The organism is Labrys sp. WJW (assembly GCF_001676615.1).
In the GTDB taxonomy this organism is placed as follows: Bacteria; Pseudomonadota; Alphaproteobacteria; order Rhizobiales; family Labraceae; genus Labrys; species Labrys sedimenti.
On sequence record NZ_LYXZ01000031.1, the window covers coordinates 64,237 to 83,654 of the forward strand.

The following is a 19,418-nucleotide window of genomic DNA, read 5'->3' on the forward strand; positions in this document are numbered from 1 at the left end:
TCGTCCGGGACGGCTGAGATGGCGGATGGCCTTCCGCGGCCGGAATATTCATCCGGCCATATGGTTGAGCCACTGGCGCAGATAGGCGGCAGCAGAGGCAATGGTCAAGAGCGTGACCAGGATGGACCCCACTTCGATCAGGAAAGGAAAAGGCCATCCCGTGCCCTTGGCGAACAGCACGAGGGCCACGAAAGCGATCTGTACCGCGGTGTTGAGCTTGGAAAGCATCAGCGGCGCGATCTGCACCGGCTGGCTCATGACCCAGGACACCAGCACGGCACCGATGATCATGAAATCGCGGAACACGGCGAGGATAACCAGCCAGGCCGGCACCACACCGACGATCCCCAGCGTGACGAAGATCGAAACCAGCAGGGCCTTGTCCGCCAGGGGGTCGAGCACGGCCCCCAATTCACTGCGCATGTCGAAGCGCTTGGCGATGAAGCCATCGACGCCATCGGAAATGCCGGCCACCAGGAAGGCGACGAAAGCCCAGCCCCAGGCCCCCGAGGTGATGCACAACACCGCCAGCGGCACCAGGCAAAATCGCAGGATGGTGATCAGATTCGGTATCGTCATGATCGGATCGTAGCAAACCGCGGGTGCGCAGGCACGCCTGGGCGGGCTCGCCGGCATCCTCGGCGGTTGTCCGGACGGTCCAGCGATTCGACGGTGACGTCAGGCATCGCTGCGACACGTCCGAACAAGACGTCAGAGCACCACTACCGTGGCCCCGACTCCCACCCGCTGGTAGAGGTCCATCACATCCGGGTTGGCCATGCGAATACAGCCGGAGGAAACCGCCCGACCAATGGTATTCGGCTCATTGGTGCCGTGGATGCGATAGAGCGTGGATCCCAGATAGAGCGCACGCGCGCCCAGCGGATTGTTGAGGCCGCCCTCCATATGATCGGGCAATTCGGGACGGCGGGCGATCATTTCCTTGGGCGGCGTCCAGCTCGGCCATTCGGCCTTTCTGCTGATGGTTTCCGTGCCCTTCCAGGTGAAGCCCTGCTTGCCGACGCCAATGCCATACCGGAGCGCCGTGCCGTCGTCCTGCACCAGATAGAGCCGCTTCTCCTTGGTCGAGATCACGATGGTGCCGGGGCTGTAGCCGGAGAACGGCACCACCGTGCGCGGGATCGGGGACCGCGCCAGCATGGCCTGCCCATCATCCTTGGTGCCGGAATCGAGATTGGGCGAGACGCTGTTCGGATCGATCGAAGCCTGGCGCTGCGGGCGCCGACCTGGCGTCACATCGCCATCCTGGTCGCCATAATAGCCATAGGGATCCTCTTGATAATCGTAAGGCTCCTCGAAGCTCCGATCCGCCCGGTAGGTTGGCTGGGGATCCCGCCACTGGCGCGGACGGGAGAGGCCATCGTCCTGATAATAGCCGTCATCCGGAGGGTAGCCCCACTCCTGGGCCTGGGCCGTCCCTCCGATCACCAGGAGGGCGAGGACGGGTAAAAGTGCTTTTCTTGCAATCGTCATGTCGAGAACCACACGTCCCGGAAGAACGCCCGGGGTTGCGCCCTGCGGGGCAATGCAAGGCAGGATGGCTGCGACAATCCCGGAAACGACAGGCGTAATTGTGGCAGAGACAGCGGCAGAAAGTCGCTATTTTTTAACCCTTTGTTCAGCATGCATTCAGATCGGATTGATCGTCCTTGCGGAAAGAGATCCTATCTCCTCTGCCGCGAGTCCCTCGTCCAAAGCCACTTCCTTGCCGTGAGGACAGCGCATCATGAGCTTTGCCACGGTTCCGATATCCGCCCTGGCCCCCTCGCATCCTGACAAGGCGGCCGCGCAGGCGTGGAGCGGCTTTCGCGAATTTCGCTCCTCCCGGGAAGCGGCGTCGGCCCATCCCGCCCATATGCTGGGCGAAGGCGGCAAGGACGATTGGGTCCACGCTCTGCATTGGAAAAAGCCGCGAGCCACAGTCGACCCGATCGGTTGCTTCCTGCTGCGCGACGTCGAGGTCTGGCGTCCCGGGATCCTCGTCCATGGCAGCCAGGTCGTCGACGATGCCAATCTGTCGACCAATGTCGCCCTGTCCATGGCCCGCGCCGACGCGAATTTTGCCTCGCGTTTCAGTGGGACGGCGGCAAGACACATAGACCGCCCCGCTCTCGTCGTGGCTGGCCCGGGATGCGCCATCTGGGGCCATTGGCTGGTCGAATTCCTGCCGCGGGTATCCATTGCCAGCCAGTCCCTGGCATCGCTCCGCGACGAGTGGGTCATCCCCCTGCCCCATGATACGCCTTCCTGGGTCGAGGATTTGCTGCTGTCGACCTGCAATGTCCGGCCGGACGCAATCCTGCGCTACACACCGGGACGGGAGCGATTGCTCTTCGCTCGCGCAGTGGTACCGACATTCTGCTTTTCCGGCGAATATACCTTCCATCCCTATCTGCGCGAGTTCTATCGGTCGCTGGTACCGGCTTCGGTGCCGGCCGGCCGACGCCTCTGTCTTTCACGAGGCGGTCCGGGCCCCTCGGCCAACCGGCCTTTCAGGCAGCGCGACTTCTTCGAGCAGGAGGCGAGGCAACGCGGTTTCGAGGTCATCCGCCTCGAGGAACTGAACCTGCCTGAGCAGATCGCAACGCTGTCGCAGGCCGGCGCTCTCATCGGCGAATATGGCTCGGCGCTGCACGGCTCCGTCTTTGCCGGACCGGGCACCGTCGTCGGTTGCATCGGGCATTGGAACGCCGTCCAGATGCGCTTGAGCGATGTGCTGGAGCAGCAAGGGGTCTACCTCACCCGCGGATGCCTTTGGCCCACCGCGGACAGGCCGATGTCCATCGACGCGAGCCAGGACGACATCGAGAGCTTTCTCGATCGCGTGACATCGCTGCTGGACTGAGGCCCTCGAATTCAGGCCTCGCGACTTGACATGATCCAGTCAAACCGCAAAGCGCTCCACAAGCAGCCGCTCCGCTGCTACTTGCCCGTGAACCGGTTGTTCTTGGGGAAGCCCTTGGGCGGCAGGCGCCCAGCGTCGGCGCGATTGCCAGTCCATTCGACAAGGTCGGTAACGGTCCAGGTCCGGTCGGAGGAATCGCTCCAGGTCAATCCCTGCGCCTTGTCGAACACACGCACGTCGGAGAGGCCGCCGTCCTTGTATTTCTGCAGCCTGACGCCCCTGCCCCGCGACATCTCGGTGATCTGGTGCAGCGGGAAGACCAGCATCTTGCGATTCTCGCCGATCACCGCGACCGTATCGCCGATGGCGGGCACGATCAGCTTGGCTTCCGTCGGCGCATCGACATTCAGCACCGACTTGCCCTTGCGGGTATTGGCGAGGATATCGTCCTCGGGCACCAGGAAGCCACGACCGTCGGTCGCCGCAATCAGCAGCCGGCGCCCGCCCTGATAGGCGAACACGTCGACGACATCGGCGCCCTCGTCGATATCGACCATCAGACGGATCGGCTCGCCCATGCTGCGGCCACCCGGGAGTTTGGAAGCCTCCAGCGTGTAGACCTTGCCGTTGGTGGCGAGGATGAGGAGCCGGGCCGTCGTCTCGGACTGGAAGCCGAGCTTGAGCCGGTCGTCGGCCTTGAAGCTGAGACCGGAGAGGTCGCTGAGATGGCCCTTCTGGGCCCGAATCCAGCCTTTTTCGGAAACGATCACGGTGATCGGCTCGCGCTCGACCATCGCCTCGGCCACCGCCGACAGATCGATGGTGCCCGCCTTGGAGGCATCGATGTCGGTGCGACGCTTGCCGAGCGGTGTGTCCGGGCCAAACTTCTTGGCGACTTCGCTGACCTGCCAGCCCACCGTCTTCCATTGCAGCGCCTCGGAGGCGAGCAGCTTCTCGATGCCGGCCTTCTCCTTGGCGAGATCGTCGTGCTCGCGCCGAAGCTCCATCTCCTCGAGCTTGCGCAGATTGCGCAGGCGCATATTGAGGATCGCCTCGGCCTGCACGTCGGTCAGGTCGAAGGCCTTGATCAATTCGTCCTTCGGTTCATCCTCGTAGCGGATGATGCGGATGACTTCGTCGAGGTTGAGATAGGCGACGATATAGCCGGCCAGCACCTCCATGCGCTTCTCGACGGCCGCCAGGCGGTATTTGGAGCGGCGGACCAGCACCACGCGCCGATGGCTGAGCCATTGCTGCAGCGCCTCGCCGAGCGAGAGCACGCGCGGCACCTGGCCGTCGACCAGCACGTTCATGTTGAGCGGAATGCGGCTTTCGAGCTCGGAGAGCTTGAACAGCGATTCCATCAGCACGGCCTCGTCGACATTGCGCGACTTCGGCTCGATGACGATGCGGACGTCCTCGGCCGATTCATCACGTACGTCGCCGACCAGCGGCAGCTTGCGCTCTTCGAGCAGCTCGGCCAGCTTCTCGATCAGGCGGCCCTTCTGCACCGCCCACGGAATCTCGGTGATCACGATCACCCAGGTGCCGCGCCCGAGATCTTCCTTGTGCCAGCGTGCGCGCACCCGAAAACCGCCACGGCCGGTGCGATAGCTTTCCTCGATCGAGCCGGCGCTCTCCACGCAGATGCCGCCGGTTGGGAAATCCGGGCCCTTGACGAATTGCAGCAGGTCCGGCGTCGACGCCTTGGGGTTCTCGATCAGGTGCAGTGCCGCCTGGCAGAGCTCGTAGGCATTGTGCGGCGGAATCGAGGTCGCCATGCCGACGGCAATGCCCTGCACGCCATTGGCGAGCAGGTTGGGGAAGGCGCCGGGCATCACCACCGGCTCCTCGTCCTCGCCATTGTAGGTCGGGCGGAAATCGACCGCGTCCTCGTTGATCCCTTCGAGGATCAGCGTGGCAACCTCGGTCAGCCGCGCCTCGGTGTAACGGTAGGCAGCGGCATTGTCGCCGTCGATATTGCCGAAATTACCCTGCCCGTCCACCAACGGATAGCGCTGGGCGAAATCCTGCGCCAGGCGCACCAACGCATCGTAGACGGCCTGATCGCCATGGGGGTGGAATTTACCGATGACGTCGCCCACCACGCGGGCGCATTTCTTGAAGGCCTGGTCGGGATCCAGGCGCAGCAGGCGCATGGCGTGCAGGATGCGCCGATGCACGGGCTTCAAGCCGTCGCGCGCATCCGGCAAGGCCCGTTGCGTGATTGTCGAGAGTGCATAGGCAAGGTAGCGCTGCTCGAGCTCGGCGCGCAGATTGACCGTTCTGACTCCATCGCCTTCCGGCGGATCGTCCATCTCATCCATGCGGTTGACTTACCGAAAATGCCTGATTCGGAGCAAGTCGTAGACCTTATGATACAGGGCCAATCACCCGATCACGTGCTATTGTAGCGCCATTAAGAGTTCCGTCCCTGTTCTATCCGGATGGATTGCCCATATCCTTATTAGGTCCAGTGGCGTATTTCTCGAGTCAGGAATGCATCATGTTTCAGAGTTTGCCGTGGCGAGGTCAGGGTAACGTGGCGGAATTGCCTCCGCCTCCGCAGAACGAAGTCGTCAAGCCGCCGCGCCCGGTTCTGGGGCTTGCCCTCGGTGGCGGTGCTGCGCGGGGATTCGCCCATATCGGCGTGATCCGCGTACTGGTGGAAGCAGGCTACGACATCGACGTGATCGCCGGCACCTCGATCGGAGCGGTGGTCGGCGGCTGCTATATTGCCGGCAGGCTCGACGATATCGAGGACTGGGCCCGCAGTCTCACCAAGCGCCGCGTTCTCAATTTTCTCGATCTGAATTTCGGCGGCAGCGGCCTGATGTCCGGCACCAAGCTGGCTTTGCTCCTGCAGAACGGCCTGGACGGCGTTCAGATCGAGAGTTTGCGCATTCCCTTCGTCGCGATCGCCACCGAAATCGGGCCAGGCCATGAGATCTGGCTGACGCGTGGCAATCTGGTCACCGCCATGCGCGCCTCCTATGCCCTGCCCGGCATTTTCGAGCCCGTACGCATCGGCGGACGCTGGCTGATGGACGGCGCACTGGTCAATCCCGTGCCCGTCTCCGCGGCGCGCGCCCTCGGCGCCCGGGCGGTGATCGCCGTCAATCTCAATGGCGAGCTGACCGGCCGCGGCGGCGTCATCCATACTTTTGGCGCCACCTCGATGGAAATGGACGATCCGCCCGTGCCCAAGCGCAACGGCTTCGGCGCAGCCACGTCGATGGTCCGCCGTCGCTTCGGCTTCGCCAGATCGCCTGAGGCGCGCCAACGCCGCAACTCGCCCGGCATTCATACGGTGATGATGGAGGCCTTCAACATCACCCAGGACCGCATCTCCCGCTCGCGGCTGGCCGGCGATCCGCCCGATGTCTCGATCGGACCGCGCCTCGGACGCATCTCGCCCTTCGACTTCCATCGTGCCGCCGAGGCGATCGACATGGGTGCCGAGGCCGCCTTGAAGTCTCTCGATGACATCAAGGAGACCATGGAAGCGCTGGCATAGCTCAGTCCGCCCCGCACAGGCCCCTCGCATTCGCCCTCGACGCACGCAGGATCGTCGGAGGCCTCATCGGGGCGCGATCAGGCCGTCGATGCCGGGACGGGACAGATGCAACAGCTGATAGACGGTGCCTGCCTCTCCAGGCGGCTCGTACGCCCACAGCCGAAAGACCACCAGCTTCCAGTCTGTAGGATCGACCGCGAGGGCCGACAGGCAGCTCCCATCCCGGGCCGCATCGAGAGCCAAGCGCTCGCGTGCCTCGGCAATGGCGCCCGCGGGATCGATCTCGGCTGCGATCGACGTTCCCTGCAGCGTCGCAAAGCGTGCCTCCGACAAGGGCGTAGCGCCGGACAGACACGAGACCCCGGCCCAGCGCCGCACCGACGGCCTGCCGAAGGAGGCGACGAGGCCGGCAAAGCCCCCGCCCTCCCACAGGAACCGGCCCATGCCTTCGGGCGAGGCCCACAGATAGAACGGGGCATATTGGTTGACGGCCGAGCCCTGAACACCCTTTTCCCGGATCAGATAAGCCTTGAGCCCCAGCCCCGGAAACTCGTCGAGCAAGGGCCCCTTGCTGGCCACCCGCGCGCGGATGATCGCCATGTCGTAATCGGCCGGCAGGGTGATGGCATAGTGCATTGCTTCCATTGGAACTCTCCTCACACCGGTTCGTGCCACTGCACGGCGCGGCCATCCTGCAGGACCTGGACGCTGACATAGACGAAGGCATCGGCTTCGCCCGCACCATGCCAATGCAACTCGCCGGGCGCGAACCAGACCGCATCGCCGGGGTCGAGTTCGATGAGCGGGCCATTGCGCCTCTGCGCGAGGCCACTGCCGCTCACCGCCAGCAGCAATTGTCCGCGGGGATGGCTGTGCCAATGCGTGCGTACGCCCGGATCCAGCAGGGCGCGCATGGCCGTAGGCTCGCCATCCCGCGCACCAGTGATCAGATGCTCCACCCGGAAGGAAGCGGACGCGATGCCCTCGGGCGCAGTCTCTATCGCCTTGCCGGCCCGGATCACGGTCATCTCGCCGGGAAGGCCCGGCCCGCTCATGCCGGCACCTCTTCCACCATCTGGGTGAGGCCGTTGCTGAAGGACCAGCCGTCGCGCTCGGTGGTGGTGACGACGATCATGACATCGTCGGGCCGAAGGCCCGGCGCCTGTGCAAACAACTCCACCACACGCCGGTAGAATTGCTGCTTCACCGCCGTGCTGCGCGGACGCCCCGCCGTGATGGCGATCAGCACGAAATCGTCGGAACGCTCACCGCTGAAATAGCCGCGGTCGTAGACCAGTGCCTGCGGATCGAGCTGTTCGATGATCTGGAAACGGTCGGCCTGCGGAACCTCGAAGGCTTCGATCAGGGCACGGTGCAGATTGTCCGACAGAGCGCGGAGATAGTCAGGGGATTTTCCCTTGCGAAGTGAAATGCGGGCGAAAGGCATGACTGATGTCCTCGATGGGCAAGGCCTGCTGCCTTGACCCATCCATCATGTCACCGCATATTCATCCTGAAAATCAGGAAATATTTGACTTTAAATCCTGAAAAACGGGATGATATTTATGCGCCTGGTCAATTTCGACATCGACGTCCTGCGCAGCTTCGTCACGGGCATGGAACTGGGCAGCTATGCCCGCGCCGCGGACCATCTCGGCCGGTCCACTTCCGCCGTCAGCGCCCAACTCAAGAAGCTGGAAGAACAGGCGGGAACCGCCTTGTTCCGCCGGGCCGGCCGTGGCCTGGCCCTGACCGAAGCGGGCGAAACGCTGCTGACCTATGCGCGCCGCCTGCTCGCTCTCAACGACGAGGCGGTATCCGCTCTGAGCGGGGCCGATCTTGCCGGCCATGTCCGCTTTGGCGTGCAGGAGGATTTGGGAGAAACGCTGCTGCCGCAAATTCTCGGCCGCTTCGCACGCGCCCATCCGAAGACCCGCATCGAAACCCGCCTTGCCCGCAATGCCGATCTGCTGAAACGTATCGCCAGCGCCGAACTCGACCTCGCCATCGCCTGGGGGGACCAGACGAGACAGGCTCCGGCCGCCATGGCCGGCGAGCATCTCGCCGATATCGCGATGCGTTGGATCGGCCCCCGTGACGGCCTGCCCGGACAGCCCTCCGGCGATCGGCAATCCAAGCCGGAGGAACCCGTGCCACTGGTGATGTTCGAGGCCCCGTGCCTGTTCCGCAGCGTCGCAACCGAGATGCTCGACCGCGCCGGTATCGCCTGGCGCATCGCGGTGACCAGCACCAGTCTCGCCGGTCTCTGGGCCGCGATATCGAGCGGGCTGGGCGTGACCCTGCGCACCGAGATCGGCCTGCCGGGCCATCTCGCCGTGCTTGGCGAGGAAAGCGGCTTGCCGACGCGATTGCCGACATTGCCGCTGCTGCTGCATCGCACGCAGAGCCAGCACAATGCGGCCACGGACCGGCTGAGCGAGATCATGCGGGAGAGCCTGAGCCAGCCTCTCCTGCCCAAGAAGGTTGCCTGACACTCCCGGAGCAAAGCGCGTCCACGCCGGAACGCTCTCTACCCTGACTTCTTACGCCATCGCACCTTTGCTACATGCAGCGGCGCCGGTTCATAAAACACTTTAAGATCAGGCCGTAATATATTCACGCATCGCCTTCGCTTCCGCCTCCATTTCGGCCAGGCGGAACTTCACCACGTCACCGATCGAGACGATGCCGACTGGCAGGCCATTTTCGACCACCGGCATATGACGGAATTTGCCGGCCGTCATCCTCTCCATGATGTGGGGAATGGTGTCCTGCTCGTGAACGGTTTCGACCTTGGCCGTCATATGCTTGGACACGGGATGTTCGAAGCCCTCGGCCGAGGCCTTGGCCAGTGCGCGCACGATATCGCGCTCCGACAGGATGCCGGCGATGCTGCCGTTCTTGTTGGTGATCAATACTGCGCCGATGCGCTTTTCGGCAAGCGTCCGGGAAGCATCGGCAATGGTGGCGTCCGGCGACAGAGCGACGATGTCGCGGCCCTTGCCCTTCAGGATCTGTGCAACGGTCATGGGTACTCTCCTCAGACTGAACGTGCGCCTGCAGCGTCTTGATCTTGGGGGAGAATCCCGACAAGGGACGACCAGCCCCGTTCATGATGATGGCGTCTGCACGCCCATCGCGCAAGGGGCTGGTTCAAATGCAACCATTCGGTGAATCGATTTACGGATCGAGCCCTCAGGAGCCCGAGCCGGCTTTCAGAATGAACTCGACCAGAGCCCTGCGCCGATCGGCATCGTCCATTCCGGCATAGATCATCCGCGTGCCCGGCACCACGGCCTGGGGTGCCGCGATGAAGCGATCGAGCGTTGCGGCGTCCCAGGTCAGGCCGCTCGCCTGCATGGCCGGCGAGAACGGATAGCCCGGCAGCGTGCCGGCCTTGCGGCTCGCGAGCCCCTGAAGGATCGGCCCGGTGGCAGAGCGCGCCCCGCGCCCGATCTGGTGGCAGTGGGCGCAGGGTTCGAACACCGGCTCAAAGGTCGCCTCCGGCGGTCTGATATCGGCAACGGCCTGGGCGGGCGGCGGAGGCGACGCGACCTCGCCGACCGAACGCAAGGCAATGAAGGTCCCGACCGCGACACCACCGAGTGCCGCGGCCAGGCCGAACCAGACAATCCTGCTCACGAGGCGAGCGCGCGGCGCATCTTGTCCAGCGCCTCCTCACGAGGCGCCTGGTAGTCGATCAGCGTCACCAGTTCACCCTTGGCGTTCATCATGTAGACCGCTGTGGAATGGTCGAAAGTGTAGCCGTCCCCCTCCCCGACCTTCTTGGCGTAGACGCGGAACTTCTTGATGATGTCGGCAACCTGTTCGGGCGTGCCGGTGGCGGCCGTGATACGCGGATCGAAGCTCTCCAGATAGGTCTTGAGCAGTTGCGGCGTATCGCGTGCCGGATCGACCGAGACGAAGACGACGTTGAACTTGTCCCCGTCCGGCCCGAGCGCCTTGAGGCGGTCGGTCATGTCGGTCAGTGTGGTCGGGCAGGCATCCGGACAGTTGGTGTAACCGAAGAAATAGGCCGTCGGCTTGCCCAGGAAAGTAGCCTGCGTCACCGGCTTGCCGTCCTGGTTGGTCAGGCTGAAATCACCGCCGATGAAGCTGGACTGGGCCGTCGGCTTGCCGCCCATGCTCTGCAGGGCGAGCACGCCGGCGGCCGCCAGCACGGCGAGCAGAGCAACCAGAACCACCAGCTGGAGACGATTGGATTTGAGGGTCATGAACACCTCCCGCCTCAATGGTTGCTGTGGTCGGCTTCGGCCGGCTGCTTGGCACCGATGGCCTCGACCTTGAACTTCACCGGCACCGTGCCGGCTTTCTCGAACACCAGCGTGCCGTCGATGGATTGGTTGGGCTTGAGCTGCTGCTTGAGCCCGGTGAACATCAGATGGAAGGATGACGGGCTGAGTTCAACCTTGCCGTGGGCAGGAATTTCAAGCCCGCCCTCGACGGGCGCCATCTTCATGACGCCATCCTGGTTCGACATCTGGTGGATCGAAAAGCCGGAGGAAACCGAGAAGCTGCCGCCGATCAGCTTGTCGGGCTGATCGCCGGTGTTCTCGATGACGGTATAGCCGCCTGCCACCGGTGCCCCCTGCGGCGTGGCCCTGGTCCAGGGATGGGCGATCTGGAGCGTGCCGGCTTTGTAGTCATGGGCGAAGGCGGCAGTGGTGAGCGTGGAGGCGAGCGCGAAAGCACCGAAAAACGGGACGAGTTTCATGGAAAAACCTGAACGGAATCGAGCAGCCTTGCACAGGCTGCGGGGAAGGAAGGGTGAAGGCGGTGAACCGTTCAGCCTGTCGGCGGTCCGCGTGGCCAGGCAGGCCTGCGATCCTGCCGGATCGTCGCGAAAAAGTCCTGCGAGGCGCGCAGCCTGACGATCCGCGGAAAGCGGACGACGCTGGCGACCGCCAAGACCTGCGGCAGAGCCGGCGCCAGACGAAGTGCACACTGATCACAGGAATGGCCGCCATGGGCCTTGCCGCCGGCATCCGCATCGCCGAACTGGCAGACGGTGACGACCGTGCCGGCAATGACGACGGTCGCGCTGCCTCCCCGCTCCTCCTCGCTCGCGAGCGAACCGCCCATGCCGTTGAGCATCAGCCCAAGGGCAAGCAAGGCGGCCAGGCATTGCCGCAGCAATGGGAGATGGCGGGACAGGACCATGGCCGCATATGCAGCCGAGCCACTGCCGAAAGTCAAGGCGGCGCCATGGCGCATGGAATCGCCTGGGGCAAAGCGTGTTCGAGCATGAACGCGTTTGCTCCAACGCCCTGTTCCCATGCGTCTTTGCAATTCCCGGTGATGCCACCAAATCGCAAAATGCTTCAGGGAGCGCCGGTCCGCAGGACCCGCCGAAATAAAAATGCCGGCCTTCTCAACTCCATCTCTCGATGGGGCTGGGAAGGCCGGCAGTCGTCAAAGATCTCCGGAGCCAGGCGCGTTCTTTAGAAACGCTTCCCAGTTCCACCTCCTCGCTTCGACAAGCCCCTGCGTGTCTTGGTGGGCCTCACCAAGTCGCAAAGGCTCTAGTCGTCGCGATAGACGCGCTCACGGCGCTCGTGCCGCTCCTGGGCTTCCAGCGACAAGGTCGCGATCGGCCTGGCATCGAGACGCTTGAGCGAGATCGGTTCACCCGTTTCCTCGCAAAAGCCGTAGGACCCGTCCTCGATGCGGGCAAGTGCCGCCTCGATCTTGGAGATCAGCTTGCGCTGACGATCCCGGGCCCGCAATTCGATGGCACGATCCGTTTCCGAAGAGGCACGATCGGCTAGATCGGGGTGGTTCTCGTTCTCGGCCTGCAGATTGGCGATGGTATCCTGCGCTTCGCGCAGGATGTCGAGCTTCCAGGCATTGAGCTTGCGCCGGAAATAGTCCCGCTGACGCTCGTTCATGAAAGGCTCGTCGTCAGTCGGCCGATAATTGGTATCTACACTCAATGAAGTCATGTAAGAATCCCAACACTCCGCTACTGGGCGAGAGGTCTATAGTCTCAGTGACGCGCCACGACAATGATCTTCGTTGTCACCGATTCGTTGAAAACGATAAAGTTGTGCACATGGCTTAGCCGGCCGTGTCCTCCTTGCCCTTTAGAATGAGGCCTCCGGCGACGTCCGTCACGCCCGGCCTCGGCAAGGCGTCGAAGGGCATCGGCCTGCTCGCCATCATGGCCGCAAGCCCGAGGCGCGCGGTCAGGATGCCGTTCAGGACGCCTTCCCCCAGCTTGGCCGATATGCGCGAGGCCAGGCCGTGGCCGAGAGCCTGGCTGATGAGGGAATCACCGGCAGCCATGCCGCCGGTGATGGCAAGATTGCCGAGCGCATGGCGCAGGAGGCGCATCATGCCCAGTCCGCCCGGACGCCCGCCATAGAGGGTCGCGAGCCGCCGGATCACGCGCAGCGTTTCCGCGCCCACGAAAAACATGTCGACCAGGGCACGCGGGCTGACGGCGGTGACCAGCGACACCCGCTTGGCCGCATCGGCAATGATGCGCTGGGCTTCCGCGTCGAGCGGTCCCATCAGTTCGCGCTCGGTGACCCTGATCAAATCCGCACCGTCGACGATATCGCCGGCGGCCGCTTCCACTGCCGCGCGGGCCCTGGCCATGCGCGGATTGGCGGCATAGAGCTTGACGAGATCGCGCGACAGGCCGCGCGCCGCATCCCGGTCATCCTTGGCAATGGCCAGCAATGCCCGATCGTGCAGATGCTCGATGCGCGACAGGCGCATCAGGCCGATGACCTCCCGGATGGCGATGACGGCAAAAGCCAGCACCGCCAGCCCGGTCAGGGCGGCGCCGAGCCAGCCCAGCCAGCCGGCATAGGAGAAGAGGTCATCGATCAGCTTGGTCAGCGACAGGCCGATGGCGAGGGAAACCAGCCCGCCCACGGCCGACCAGAACAAGGTGCCCCAGCGCGAACGGCGTGGTCGCTGCGGCGCGACTTCGGCAGCCTCTTGCTCGAAAGCCTCCGGTTCGGGCGTCACCACCACATGGCCGCGCCGCATCGCCGCCGCAACCGGCGTATCGGCCATCACTACATTGGGATCGTCGAGGCGGAAGGCACGCGGCTTGCGGGGTTCCGTATTCATTCGCTCACGCCAGTTTGTCGCCGATCAGGAATTCGAGCGCCCGGTCCAGGCGAATATGGGGAAAGATCTGGCCATCTTCCAGTCTGGGCGGACGGAAGCGGATGAAACGGTAGTCGACCCCGCCTTCGCGCAGATTTTCGAGGCCGTTGAAGCCGGTGCCCGAAAACACGGCATTGGGATCCTCGGGCAATTCGCCCGGGAACACGGCGATCTCGGCCTCACCGTCGAAGACCTCATCGCCGGAGCGCTCGCCAGCCATGGGCGTGCCGATGATGCAAGGCAGGTTTTCCCGCCCCTGCTTGACGCTGGCCTCCCTGGTGGCACGGATGGAGGCGAGCGCGACCACATCCACGCTGGCGCCCGAAAAGGCCGCCCGGCCGATGGCGCCATCCGCCATCTTGCGCAGGATCGCCTCGAGCCGGTCATGGCTGGTGTGATGCAGATGATCGGCCTTGGTCGCGGCGAACAGGATCTTCTGGATGCGCGGCCGGAAGATCGCCGACCACCAGCTGTTCGCGCCCACGCGGAAGGCCGACAGCACCGAAGTCAGCGCAGTTTCGAGATCATGCACCGCCTGGGGACCGGCATTGAGGGCGGAGAGCGCGTCGACCAGCACGATCTGACGGTCGAGCCTGGCAAAGTGATGCGTGAAGAAGGGACGCACGATCTTGTACTTATAGGCTTCGAAGCGCCGCTCCATCATGGCGTGGAGAGAGCCCGCCTTGGGATCGCCGGCCTTGGAGAGATCGAGCGGCGCGAAGGTCAGGGCTGGCGACCCCTCCAAATCGCCCGGCAGCAGGAAGCGTCCCGGCGGCAGGGTCGAGAGGGCGAAACGCTCGTCGCGTCCGGCCTTGAGATAGGCGGTGAACAGCGCGGCGGCTTCCCGCGCCAGGGCCTCGTTTTCGGGAGCCGCCGGATCGAGCCTGGCCAGCATTTCATGCCAGGGGCCGGCAATGGCCAGACGAGATCCCTCACGACTGGCGGCGATCGTCTGCGCCGACCACTCGGCATAGCTCATGTTGAGCAGCGGCAGATCGAGCAGCCATTCGCCGGGATAGTCGACGATATCAAGGGTGAGGCGCGACATGCCGGCGGCAAAGCGCCGATTGGACTGGAAATCGATGACCAGGCGCAGTTCCGAGATCTGGCGCGTCGAATCAGGCCAGCGCCGGGCCGGGCCGGCCAGATCGGCCAGATGGTCTTCGTAGTCGAAGCGCGGCACGGTGTCGTCAGGCTGCGGCGAGAGCGAGGAACCGGCAATGCGGCCCTCCGCCTGGGCGCGGAACACCGGTAGGCGCCCCCCCTCGACCAGGGCCTGCACCAAAGCGGTGATGAACACGGTCTTGCCGGCGCGCGAAAGACCGGTGACGCCGAGGCGGACTGTCGGATTGAAGCTCGACGCGGCAAAGCCCGCCAAACTCTTGGCCGCAATCAGCGCTTCGTCGAACACGGACATCCAGGAGGAGGCTTGTGGCGGCATGGTCCGCATCACTTAAGGGCAAGCGCGGCAAAATTCCAGCACTCGTCCTGACCCCCCGCAACGACAACCGTCAAAGGCGAAGAGGCGGACGAGACGTCCGCGGTCCCAGCCGAGGAGGTTCTTGCGCAAACCTTGTTCGGTTCACGAGGGTAGCGCCGAGACTGGGACCGCGGACGTCTCGTCCGCCTCTTCGCTTCCGTTACGACACCACGTTGCGCACGAAGCGCACGATGCCCTGCCCCGCATTGACGTAGCTATAGGATTGCGAACTGTCGAAGATGAGGAAATCACCGGCCGCGACGACCTCGCCGCCGCCGGCCGTCTCGACGATCAGCACGCCCTCGACGACGTAGAGCATTTCGCGCCAGCCCTCGGCGTCCGGCAGCGCGTCATAGCGATCGCCGGGACCCAGGCTCCAGCTCCACAGCTCTGCGGCCCGTCGCGCCGGTGCGGCCCCCAGGAAAGCGGCATGGCTGTCCGGATGGGTGCCGCGCCAACCGAGCTGGTCGACACGCTGGTTGCCGGCCTGGCCTGGATCGCGGACGATCGCGCCAAAATCCACGCCCAGCACGCCGGCCAGCCGGTCGAGATTGGCCAGGGAGATATTGGCGTCCCCCGCCTCCACCGCCACGATCAGTCGCCGGCTGAGGCCGCTGGCCTCCGCCAGCGCCGCCTGGCTCAATCCCGCTTCGGCGCGCAGGCGCCTGACATTGGCCCCGACATGGACGAGTACATCCGCCATTCCATCTCATCCCTTGACTGCGCAATATAATGCACATATGGATGAGCAATATAATGCGCAACAGGCAAGGCGGCAATCGGTCATGAAGATTCGCAATTTCGGCGTCGAGATCTGGATGAACGGGTATGAGAACCATTGTTCGCACAATCTGGCGGAAACCTGCGTCGAATCGCTCACCATCGCGCAATTGCTGGAGATTGCCGACAAGGCCCCGAGCGCCCTCGACGACCTCCTGGCCATGAAGATGACCTATGGCGCCATCGAGGGCAGCGAGCGGCTGCGTGCCGCCATTGCGGCGACCTATGCCCGCCAGAAGATCGAGAACATCGTGGTGGCCCATGGCGCCATCGGCGCCAATGCCCTCGTGCACGAAACCCTGGTCGAGCCGGGTGATCGCGTGATCTCGGTGCTGCCGACCTACCAGCAGCATTACTCCATTCCCGCCAGCTACGGCGCCGACGTGCAGATCCTCAAACTGCGCGAGGAGAACGGTTTCCTTCCCGATCTCGAAGAACTGCGCCGCCTCGCCCTGCCCGGCACCAAGCTGATCGCCATCAACAATCCCAACAACCCGACCGGCGCCTTGATGGACGAGGCCTTTCTCAGGGAGATCGCCGCCATCGCCCGCGCCTGCGGCGCCTATGTGCTGTGCGACGAGGTCTATCGCGGCATAGACCAGGAAGGCGACGGCTTCACCGCTTCCATGGCGGATCTCTACGAGAAGGGCATCAGCACCGCCAGCATGTCCAAGGCCTATTCGCTCGCAGGCCTGCGCCTTGGCTGGATCGCAGGTCCCGTGGACCTGATCCACGCCGTCTCCATCCATCGCGACTACAACACCATCAGCGTCGGCATGATCGACGATCATTTCGCCACCATGGCGCTGGAGAACCGCGACAAGGTGCTGGCCCGCAGCCGTTCGATCGTGCGCGGCAACCTCGCCATCCTCGACGCCTGGGTCAAGGACGAGCCTCGGATCAGCTATATCAAGCCCCGCTCGGGCACCACGGCCCTCCTGAAATACGATCTTCCCATCGCTTCGGAAGCCTTCTGCATCCGCCTGCTGGAGCGTACCGGCGTGCTGTTCACGCCCGGCAGTGCCATGGAGATGGAGGGATATCTGCGCATCGGCTATGCCAATGGCAGCACTGTCCTGCACGAGGGTCTGGACCGCGTAAGCCAATTTCTGAAAGAATTCGACTAACACTCTGTTATACAGGGCACTATAGGCATTTTCCTTCTACCGGCGCCGCAGCGTCTCGACCCGTGCCTGCGCGCTGCTGCGCCGGGCAGCCTCGGCCACCTCCCTGGAGACGATGGTCTGCCCGATCGGCGCTATGGCGATGCCGGCGAGCTTGAGGTGCTGGATGCCGAAGGGAATGCCGATGATGGTGACGAAGCAGAACAATGCAGAGCAGACATGGCCGATCGCCAGCCACAGGCCGGCAAAGACGAACCAGATCACATTCCCGATCAGGCCGAGGCCGCCGGTACCGATGTCGTCCCTCTGATAGAGTTCGCGCCGGCTGATCGCCTCGCGCCCGAACGGAAAGAAGCAGAAATTCGAGATCGTCAGGCAGGCCCGCCCCCAGGGAATGCCAACGATGGTGAGGAAGGCCAGCAAGCCGAGCAGAAACCAGGCGATGCCCAGGAAAATGCCGCCGAAGACGAACCAGATCAGGTTTCCGATCAATCGCATCAGCCGTTCCTTCCAATCCGCTGCATTTGCGAGAAAATCAGCCGACAATTTGTTCTAGCGATCCAGCATCTTCGGCGAAAGGAACAAGGCCAGAGTCGCCTGATGGCCGGCGATCCCGGCCCAATCATCGAGCTCGAAGTCGAGAACGGCAAGGGCGGCCGTAGGGAATTTGCCACCGAGCGGGTCGGCCGCCGTCCCCGCCCCCCGCGTCAGGAAGGAGGCGACCTGTTCCAGGCCGGGATTGTGGCCGACGATCAGCAGCGTCTGCACCTCCGGCGCCACCGCCCGGATGACACGCAATATCGTTTCGGGCGGCGCCTCGTAGATCGCCCGCTCGAAATGCAACGTGTGCGGCCCCAGGCTGCCCTCGATCAGGGCCAGCGTCTCGCGCGTGCGACGTGCAGTCGAGGCGATCACATGGTCGGGCAGCAGGCCGCGCCGGGCAATCTCCCTTCCCATGCGCGGGGCGTCCCGCTGCCCCCGCGGCGCAAGCGGACGCTCGTGATCGGAAACACCGTCGGGATAGTCCGATTTCGCGTGCCGCAGCAATATCAGGCGCTTCATCAATCGATCACTTAGAATTTTTCGCCAAGGCTATGATTTCAGGCCTATATTCGAAATGCATAGTGTCATAATGGTACCATTTTCCACCCCAGATGAAACCGTGCTTTTCGAAAACCTCGACAATCTCCATCGGGATGCGGTTCTTGTAGGAAACCTTGTCCGTCTCCTTCTTGGCACCGCCCCAGCGCCAATAGTCTGTAAACTTCACATTGATGTCGATCGCCGCGGCGTAGGCGTGCATGCTCATGCGCGACGTGCCGGCGATCACGCGGCAGTTGAAGGTTCCAGCCGAAGGCTTGAGATAGACGTGGAATTTGGCCGGCAGGGCCTCGAGGTCACGCGAGACGGACTGCAGCCGATCGGCAACGCCATTGGCGGTGGCCACACGCAGCGTGCCGCCGCCCAAGCCGGGGAGCCATTGGATGGTCTTGAGCTTGACCTGTCCTTTCGTGCAATCGCCATACATCGCATCGAACAGCGCCTGGTTGCGGGCGCGGCCGGGATCATCGGCCGGCGTGGCCGGCTGCTTGTAATGCGCCCCGAGCGTATAGGGCATGACGAACATGTCGCGGATATCGGCCTTCTCGATGCGCTGCTGCGGCGTCTTGTTGGCAGCACCGTCGGAAAGCGCGATGTGCTGGCCGTCCTTCAAGATGAGATCCTTGGCGTCATAGCCCGCAATGAAATCGGGATAGGCCGCCACCAGAGCATCCAGGGTGGGGTCGGCCATCGCCGCCGACGCAAAAACCGTCGACAGAGCCAGGGCCAGCATTCCGCTTCGCACGACATTCCTCATTGACCAGCCTCGGCGCGCTGGATCAGGGCGACATTGGCTTTTTCGACGGCGCTGAGCTCGATATTCCAGGTCCAGGGGCGATACCAGGAGAATTGGGAGAAATAGGCCCGCAATTGCGGGTCCTTCATATAGCGGCCGCGGCGCGCATAGATCTCGTTGCGGGCCAGACGCAATTGCGCCCCGGACAAGCCCGAAATATCGTTCCAGTTCAATCGCCTGCTTCCTGAATCCGGCAAGATGAATTCAACCTGGTTGTTGCGGGGCGCAGGCGTGGGTTCCACCGGCTCGACTGCCGCCTGCTGCTGGAAGTCAGGCTGCGGCTGGGGGTCGACAGCCGGCTGAGGGGTTGGTTGCGGCGCGACCTGAGGTTCGACCGTTATCGTCTTGACCGGCTGCACATTCTCCGCCTTTCCGGCCATGGCGAAGGAACCGATGATGGCCTCGTTCACCCAGGGGGTCTGGCCACCCTGGGTCGACTGGTCGACATCGGCCCTGACCTGGCCGAACATCTGGCGAATGTCGAGGCCGGGCGTCTCCATATGGGCGAGCAGCGCCGTGGTGAAGGGCGAGTTGCGCCCGCTGCCGTCCTGCGCCACCGAGCCCGGCGCCGTCGAAAAAGCGATCAGCGTGCCCTTGGCCGAGGAGGCGTC

23 protein-coding genes are annotated in these 19,418 nt (G+C 63.9%); 4 read left to right on the forward strand and 19 right to left on the reverse strand.

Annotation, left to right across the window (positions count from 1 at the left end):
• Positions 1–48 precede the first annotated feature (48 nt).
• A complete protein-coding gene (locus tag BA190_RS19300) occupies positions 49–579 on the reverse strand; it encodes a CDP-alcohol phosphatidyltransferase family protein (protein ID WP_068290906.1) in 531 nt (176 codons plus the stop codon).
• Positions 580–711: 132 nt separating this feature from the next.
• On the reverse strand, positions 712–1,494 hold the full coding sequence (locus BA190_RS19305; protein ID WP_068290908.1) for a L,D-transpeptidase: 783 nt from the start codon (positions 1,492–1,494) through the stop codon (positions 712–714).
• Between the two features lie 253 nt (positions 1,495–1,747).
• On the opposite strand from BA190_RS19305, the gene BA190_RS19310 reads away from it, so the two are divergent.
• A complete protein-coding gene (locus BA190_RS19310; protein ID WP_068290915.1) occupies positions 1,748–2,866 on the forward strand; it encodes a DUF563 domain-containing protein in 1,119 nt (372 codons plus the stop codon).
• Between the two features lie 77 nt (positions 2,867–2,943).
• Here BA190_RS19310 and parC read toward each other — a convergent pair whose 3' ends face one another.
• Positions 2,944–5,193, reverse strand: a complete 2,250-nt coding sequence (gene parC / locus BA190_RS19315; RefSeq protein ID WP_068290918.1) for a DNA topoisomerase IV subunit A — start codon at positions 5,191–5,193, stop codon at positions 2,944–2,946.
• Positions 5,194–5,372: 179 nt separating this feature from the next.
• Here parC and BA190_RS19320 point away from each other — a divergent pair, with 179 nt between their 5' ends.
• Positions 5,373–6,383, forward strand: coding sequence for a patatin-like phospholipase family protein (locus BA190_RS19320; protein WP_068290925.1), 1,011 nt, complete (start codon positions 5,373–5,375; stop codon positions 6,381–6,383).
• Between the two features lie 63 nt (positions 6,384–6,446).
• Here BA190_RS19320 and BA190_RS19325 read toward each other — a convergent pair whose 3' ends face one another.
• The 3 genes from BA190_RS19325 to BA190_RS19335 are packed head-to-tail and all read right to left on the reverse strand — an operon-like array spanning position 6,447 to position 7,830.
• Positions 6,447–7,028, reverse strand: a complete 582-nt coding sequence (locus BA190_RS19325) for a DUF4865 family protein (RefSeq protein WP_068290931.1) — start codon at positions 7,026–7,028, stop codon at positions 6,447–6,449.
• Positions 7,029–7,039: 11 nt separating this feature from the next.
• Entirely contained in the window at positions 7,040–7,438 is a 399-nt protein-coding gene (locus BA190_RS19330) for a cupin domain-containing protein (protein WP_068290933.1), read from the reverse strand.
• The gene (locus tag BA190_RS19335; RefSeq protein WP_068290936.1) at positions 7,435–7,830 is read right to left on the reverse strand and encodes a tautomerase family protein; all 396 of its coding nucleotides are present in this window, start codon (positions 7,828–7,830) and stop codon (positions 7,435–7,437) included. Before BA190_RS19335 ends, BA190_RS19330 begins: the two co-directional genes overlap by 4 nt.
• Before the next feature lie 118 nt (positions 7,831–7,948).
• Between BA190_RS19335 and BA190_RS19340 the strand changes: the two genes are divergently transcribed.
• Positions 7,949–8,875, forward strand: a complete 927-nt coding sequence (locus tag BA190_RS19340) for a LysR substrate-binding domain-containing protein (RefSeq protein WP_068291003.1) — start codon at positions 7,949–7,951, stop codon at positions 8,873–8,875.
• Between the two features lie 108 nt (positions 8,876–8,983).
• Here the strand turns inward: BA190_RS19340 and BA190_RS19345 are convergent, their stop codons facing one another.
• The 9 genes from BA190_RS19345 to BA190_RS19385 form a co-directional block, all read right to left on the reverse strand.
• Entirely contained in the window at positions 8,984–9,412 is a 429-nt protein-coding gene (locus BA190_RS19345) for a CBS domain-containing protein (protein WP_068290943.1), read from the reverse strand.
• 166 nt (positions 9,413–9,578) lie between these two features.
• Complete coding sequence (locus BA190_RS19350; protein ID WP_068290945.1) at positions 9,579–10,025, reverse strand: cytochrome c family protein; 447 nt, start codon at positions 10,023–10,025, stop codon at positions 9,579–9,581.
• Positions 10,022–10,618 (reverse strand): SCO family protein, encoded by a 597-nt coding sequence (locus BA190_RS19355; protein ID WP_068290949.1) that lies wholly within the window; start codon positions 10,616–10,618, stop codon positions 10,022–10,024. Before BA190_RS19355 ends, BA190_RS19350 begins: the two co-directional genes overlap by 4 nt.
• 14 nt (positions 10,619–10,632) lie before the next feature.
• The gene (locus BA190_RS19360) at positions 10,633–11,118 is read right to left on the reverse strand and encodes a copper chaperone PCu(A)C (protein ID WP_068290958.1); all 486 of its coding nucleotides are present in this window, start codon (positions 11,116–11,118) and stop codon (positions 10,633–10,635) included.
• Positions 11,119–11,189: 71 nt separating this feature from the next.
• Positions 11,190–11,618 carry a hypothetical protein gene (locus BA190_RS19365; protein WP_068290963.1) on the reverse strand — a complete coding sequence of 143 codons (429 nt, stop codon included), beginning with the start codon at positions 11,616–11,618 and terminating at the stop codon, positions 11,190–11,192.
• A gap of 308 nt (positions 11,619–11,926) precedes the next feature.
• Complete coding sequence (gene dksA, locus BA190_RS19370; protein WP_068290966.1) at positions 11,927–12,346, reverse strand: RNA polymerase-binding protein DksA; 420 nt, start codon at positions 12,344–12,346, stop codon at positions 11,927–11,929.
• A gap of 115 nt (positions 12,347–12,461) precedes the next feature.
• Positions 12,462–13,487 (reverse strand): YcjF family protein, encoded by a 1,026-nt coding sequence (locus tag BA190_RS19375; protein ID WP_068290969.1) that lies wholly within the window; start codon positions 13,485–13,487, stop codon positions 12,462–12,464.
• A gap of 4 nt (positions 13,488–13,491) precedes the next feature.
• Complete coding sequence (locus tag BA190_RS19380; RefSeq protein WP_068291004.1) at positions 13,492–14,967, reverse strand: YcjX family protein; 1,476 nt, start codon at positions 14,965–14,967, stop codon at positions 13,492–13,494.
• Positions 14,968–15,166: 199 nt separating this feature from the next.
• Positions 15,167–15,709, reverse strand: a complete 543-nt coding sequence (locus tag BA190_RS19385; protein ID WP_068290971.1) for an XRE family transcriptional regulator — start codon at positions 15,707–15,709, stop codon at positions 15,167–15,169.
• An 82-nt stretch (positions 15,710–15,791) separates the two neighbouring features.
• Here BA190_RS19385 and BA190_RS19390 point away from each other — a divergent pair, with 82 nt between their 5' ends.
• On the forward strand, positions 15,792–16,913 hold the full coding sequence (locus BA190_RS19390) for an aminotransferase (protein ID WP_068290973.1): 1,122 nt from the start codon (positions 15,792–15,794) through the stop codon (positions 16,911–16,913).
• 36 nt (positions 16,914–16,949) lie between these two features.
• Here the strand turns inward: BA190_RS19390 and BA190_RS19395 are convergent, their stop codons facing one another.
• The 4 genes from BA190_RS19395 to BA190_RS19410 all read right to left on the reverse strand — a co-directional run.
• Entirely contained in the window at positions 16,950–17,408 is a 459-nt protein-coding gene (locus BA190_RS19395) for a YccF domain-containing protein (RefSeq protein WP_068290978.1), read from the reverse strand.
• A gap of 54 nt (positions 17,409–17,462) precedes the next feature.
• On the reverse strand, positions 17,463–17,972 hold the full coding sequence (locus BA190_RS19400; protein WP_068290982.1) for a histidine phosphatase family protein: 510 nt from the start codon (positions 17,970–17,972) through the stop codon (positions 17,463–17,465).
• 7 nt (positions 17,973–17,979) lie between these two features.
• On the reverse strand, positions 17,980–18,744 hold the full coding sequence (locus BA190_RS19405; protein WP_162275151.1) for a M15 family metallopeptidase: 765 nt from the start codon (positions 18,742–18,744) through the stop codon (positions 17,980–17,982).
• A 20-nt stretch (positions 18,745–18,764) separates the two neighbouring features.
• On the reverse strand, positions 18,765–19,418 hold a 654-nt coding region (locus BA190_RS19410), incomplete at its 5' end, for a YARHG domain-containing protein (RefSeq protein ID WP_156771596.1).

Excerpts from the sequence above, each read along its gene's own strand:
- BA190_RS19300 (WP_068290906.1), bottom strand. The coding sequence starts at position 579 with ATGACGATACCGAATCTGATCACCATCCTGCGATTTTGCCTGGTGCCG.
- BA190_RS19305 (WP_068290908.1), bottom strand. The coding sequence starts at position 1,494 with ATGACGATTGCAAGAAAAGCACTTTTACCCGTCCTCGCCCTCCTGGTG.
- BA190_RS19310 (WP_068290915.1), top strand. The coding sequence starts at position 1,748 with ATGAGCTTTGCCACGGTTCCGATATCCGCCCTGGCCCCCTCGCATCCT.
- parC (WP_068290918.1), bottom strand. The coding sequence starts at position 5,193 with ATGGATGAGATGGACGATCCGCCGGAAGGCGATGGAGTCAGAACGGTC.
- BA190_RS19320 (WP_068290925.1), top strand. The coding sequence starts at position 5,373 with ATGTTTCAGAGTTTGCCGTGGCGAGGTCAGGGTAACGTGGCGGAATTG.
- BA190_RS19325 (WP_068290931.1), bottom strand. The coding sequence starts at position 7,028 with ATGGAAGCAATGCACTATGCCATCACCCTGCCGGCCGATTACGACATG.
- BA190_RS19330 (WP_068290933.1), bottom strand. The coding sequence starts at position 7,438 with ATGAGCGGGCCGGGCCTTCCCGGCGAGATGACCGTGATCCGGGCCGGC.
- BA190_RS19335 (WP_068290936.1), bottom strand. The coding sequence starts at position 7,830 with ATGCCTTTCGCCCGCATTTCACTTCGCAAGGGAAAATCCCCTGACTAT.
- BA190_RS19340 (WP_068291003.1), top strand. The coding sequence starts at position 7,949 with ATGCGCCTGGTCAATTTCGACATCGACGTCCTGCGCAGCTTCGTCACG.
- BA190_RS19345 (WP_068290943.1), bottom strand. The coding sequence starts at position 9,412 with ATGACCGTTGCACAGATCCTGAAGGGCAAGGGCCGCGACATCGTCGCT.
- BA190_RS19355 (WP_068290949.1), bottom strand. The coding sequence starts at position 10,618 with ATGACCCTCAAATCCAATCGTCTCCAGCTGGTGGTTCTGGTTGCTCTG.
- BA190_RS19360 (WP_068290958.1), bottom strand. The coding sequence starts at position 11,118 with ATGAAACTCGTCCCGTTTTTCGGTGCTTTCGCGCTCGCCTCCACGCTC.
- BA190_RS19365 (WP_068290963.1), bottom strand. The coding sequence starts at position 11,618 with ATGCGCCATGGCGCCGCCTTGACTTTCGGCAGTGGCTCGGCTGCATAT.
- dksA (WP_068290966.1), bottom strand. The coding sequence starts at position 12,346 with ATGACTTCATTGAGTGTAGATACCAATTATCGGCCGACTGACGACGAG.
- BA190_RS19375 (WP_068290969.1), bottom strand. The coding sequence starts at position 13,487 with ATGAATACGGAACCCCGCAAGCCGCGTGCCTTCCGCCTCGACGATCCC.
- BA190_RS19380 (WP_068291004.1), bottom strand. The coding sequence starts at position 14,967 with ATGCCGCCACAAGCCTCCTCCTGGATGTCCGTGTTCGACGAAGCGCTG.
- BA190_RS19385 (WP_068290971.1), bottom strand. The coding sequence starts at position 15,709 with ATGGCGGATGTACTCGTCCATGTCGGGGCCAATGTCAGGCGCCTGCGC.
- BA190_RS19390 (WP_068290973.1), top strand. The coding sequence starts at position 15,792 with ATGAAGATTCGCAATTTCGGCGTCGAGATCTGGATGAACGGGTATGAG.
- BA190_RS19395 (WP_068290978.1), bottom strand. The coding sequence starts at position 17,408 with ATGCGATTGATCGGAAACCTGATCTGGTTCGTCTTCGGCGGCATTTTC.
- BA190_RS19400 (WP_068290982.1), bottom strand. The coding sequence starts at position 17,972 with ATGAAGCGCCTGATATTGCTGCGGCACGCGAAATCGGACTATCCCGAC.
- BA190_RS19405 (WP_162275151.1), bottom strand. The coding sequence starts at position 18,744 with ATGCTGGCCCTGGCTCTGTCGACGGTTTTTGCGTCGGCGGCGATGGCC.